2 protein-coding genes and 1 pseudogene are annotated in these 3,335 nt (G+C 40.1%); 2 read left to right on the top strand and 1 reads right to left on the bottom strand.

Features of this window, described 5'->3' with window-relative positions; all coding sequences use genetic code 11:
* Window positions 1-476 (top strand): annotated as a pseudogene (locus QZ055_RS08730) (pyruvate formate-lyase 1-activating enzyme); the annotation flags it as partial.
* Between the two features lie 215 nt (window positions 477-691).
* Here QZ055_RS08730 and QZ055_RS08725 read toward each other — a convergent pair.
* The gene (locus QZ055_RS08725; protein ID WP_295826267.1) at window positions 692-1,645 is read right to left on the bottom strand and encodes a 2-hydroxyacid dehydrogenase; all 954 of its coding nucleotides are present in this window, start codon (window positions 1,643-1,645) and stop codon (window positions 692-694) included.
* Between the two features lie 369 nt (window positions 1,646-2,014).
* Between QZ055_RS08725 and alr the strand changes: the two genes are divergently transcribed.
* Complete coding sequence (alr, locus tag QZ055_RS08720) at window positions 2,015-3,127, top strand: alanine racemase (RefSeq protein WP_295826263.1); 1,113 nt, start codon at window positions 2,015-2,017, stop codon at window positions 3,125-3,127.
* The last annotated feature ends 208 nt before the right edge of the window (window positions 3,128-3,335 follow it).

The raw sequence follows: 3,335 nt of genomic DNA, 5'->3' as shown, positions 1-3,335 counted from the left end.
GTTTAGATACAAGTGGAATTTGTTTTGATCCCCACCAAGAGGTGGCATACCGTAAATTACTCAGTGTCACTAGTCTCGTCATCCTAGATATTAAAGAAATCGATCCTACTAAGCATCTGTGGTTAACAGGCAAACCGTTAGAGCCCATTCTCGGTTTTGCTAGATTGACGGCAGACGTGGGCATTCCCATTTGGGTCCGTCACGTTGTGGTCCCTACGATTACAGATAATGCAGATCATCATTATCGTCTAGGCTTTTTCCTAGGATCTCTGAAAAATTTACAAGCCGTTGATTGCTTACCATATCACGTTATGGGTACTGCTAAATATAAGGAGTTAGGTCTCACCTATCGCCTAGAGGGCATACCAGCCGCATCAAAAGATATAGCGGCTAAAGCGACAAGAACCGTGGTGGAAGGCATCAAGGCCTATCGACGCCATTGGTGGAGTCCCATCAAAACACAACATCAATCATAATCAAGTTCGAGGATAACTACCTCCCTTGATATATATACACATATATATTAAAAACTTGATCTATGATAGCCCTAAAACAATAGAGCCGCCCCCACACAACCGGGGACGGCTCTTATTGTATTTATAGACTATTTTAATATCTATAATTGGTACACTATTTTCACTACTATCAGTGCAGTGTTCAATTTGATATGCGATTTGTTCTAATATCTATTTTATTTAGATACTACGTTAATAGGTTCACCTTTAAAGAAGGCTTGTACATTGTCACGAATGATGCCTACCAAGCGTTGGCGTGTTTCGAGACCTTTCCAGCCCATATGAGGTGTAAGGATAACATTATCTAATGTATATAGAGGGCTATCCTCTGCTGGCGGTTCTACCTCTTGTACATCAAGACCGGCACCTGCAATACGTTTAGCTGCTAATGCTTCACAAAGCTCTGCTTCATTAATAAGAGGACCACGACCTGTATTGACAATAACAGCATTTGGCTTCATCTTAGCAATGGTTTCTTTATTAATCATGTGCTTAGTTTGGTCATTCAATGGGCAATGCAATGTAATATAATCACTATTTTCTAGTAATTCATCAAGGCTTACATAACGAACACCGTCGCCATCAGCCTTTGGTGTACGCGTATGGATTAAGATATTCATACCAAGTGCTTTTGCTACTTTGATAACTTCCATACCAATATGACCAGCACCAACAACACCTAAGGTTTTACCATTCACTTCTGTGTGGCTCACTTGCAAATATTTTGTAAAGTTGCTGCGATCACCTTTAGCGAGCATGCCGATTTGTTTTTGCATTGTAGATGCAAAATTGAGGATCATCATGATTACCATATGCGCTACACGCTCTGTGCTATACGCTGGAATATTGCACACAGTAATGCCTCGTTCCTTCGCTGCATTAAGGTCGATATTATTATAACCAGTACCTGCTTCTACAATGAGCTTTACTGTATCTGGGAATTGTGAAAGTAACTCAGCATTAACAGGGATCTCTTTTGTTACTACTACACGAGCCCCTTGGATACGTTCAATAAGCTCTTCATTTGTACTATTATCATAGACCTGCACATCATTAGATAAAATAGAAAAATCTAATGCATGGTCATAATTCATTTTACCTGCGTTTACTACTACTACACGTTCGCTCATGAGAACCTCCTACATAGATGCTATATTATATATTTATTAATTCCAAACCTACAAGTAATCTGGCTATGTTCACGATGTTAGATGACTACAATTTTGTCTAAATCATTCATAACCAACCTATTAGCTAGAAAAAGCATATATCATACCCTACTATAAATTATACTATTATTTATATAAATTTATACTATTAATATCACAGTTGACTATATCAATTAGTATACTTTCACAATTATTGTATATAATATATGCAGAAAAGCTATAAAATTCAAAATAATACCAATGTTTCTGTATAAAACTTTCACAAAAGTATTGTTTAATTCCCCAAAAGTTATAAAATAAAAGTAATGTTATATAGAATTGAGGAATACCATGAGACCCACCTATTTGACCATAAATACAAGTCTCGTTCGCGAGAACTTGCGCAAAATTAAAGATAGTTTACCGGAATGGAGCACATCTACAGCTGTTATCAAGGCCAATGGCTATGGCCACGGCAGCGTTATGATGGGCCGTATAGCCGTTGAGGAAGGTTATGAATCCTTAGCCGTTGCCATTCCTGAAGAATCTGTGCCGCTTCGCAATGCAGGTATTATGGTACCAATCTACCTTCTAGGTCTCACACGCCCACAATCATTTGAGCTTGTAGCAGATACGAACTCCATCCCTGCCGTATGCGAATCTACCGATTTAGCTGCTCTCGATAAAGTAGCGGAAAACCACGATATGATTATTCGCGTTGCTGTCGCAGTCGATACAGGCATGCATCGTATCGGTATCAAACCAGAGGATGCTGTGGAGTTTATTAAATGCGTTGAATCCTATGAAAATCTTGAAGTAGACGGTTTCTTCTCCCATATGAGTAACGCTGATGCGGCCGATCAAAGCCACGCTCATGGTCAGGCGCAAAAGTTCCATAAAATGGTCGATGAAATTCGTGCATTTAGACCTGATGCGGACTATCGCTTCTCCCTTGCCAATAGTGCTGGATTGTTGTCCGTAAAAGATAGCTTGTTCACCGATGCCCGTCCTGGTATTATTCAGTACGGCATTATGCCATCCCTTGATGTACCAAATCGATTAGGTTTGAAACCAGTTCTCTCCTTCCATAGCGAAGTAGTACATGTACAGCATTTGGAAGCTGGCGAAGGCATTGGCTATGGATCTACCTATGTAACACCTGAACCAATGACGATTGCAACCATCCCTGTAGGCTATGCAGATGGATATCCTCGGAGCTTATCTAATCGTGGTACAGTCCTCATTCATGGTACACGTTGCCCTGTAGTGGGCCGCATCTGTATGGACCAATTCATGGTGGCCGTGCCTGATACAATTACGGTACAACCTGGTGATAAGGTTGTGCTCTTAGGTTCTCAAGGTCATGAAAGCATCTCTGCCCTAGAGATTGCTGCCCTTGCCTCTACGATTCCATATGAAATCTTCTGTGGTTTCTCTGAGCGCGTACCTAGACAATACATATAAAGACTAACTATTTTACTAATAGCAAAGGCCTCATATACAAGAAGCGCAGATATACATTATCGTATCTGCGCTTTTTTATGTTTTCAGCACTTATGAAACTTACAACATGTATATATTTATATTAATATTATTACCCAGAAAAAAGCCCGTAGTACATGCAGCGGTCTACATGTATTACGGGCTTTCCTGCTCCCCTATACCTAGCGTA

Source organism: uncultured Veillonella sp. (assembly GCF_905209685.1).
Lineage (GTDB): Bacteria > Bacillota > Negativicutes > Veillonellales > Veillonellaceae > Veillonella.
This window is presented reverse-complemented; position numbering and strand designations above follow the sequence as displayed.

Excerpts from the sequence above, each read along its gene's own strand:
- QZ055_RS08725 (WP_295826267.1), bottom strand. The coding sequence starts at position 1,645 with ATGAGCGAACGTGTAGTAGTAGTAAACGCAGGTAAAATGAATTATGAC.
- alr (WP_295826263.1), top strand. The coding sequence starts at position 2,015 with ATGAGACCCACCTATTTGACCATAAATACAAGTCTCGTTCGCGAGAAC.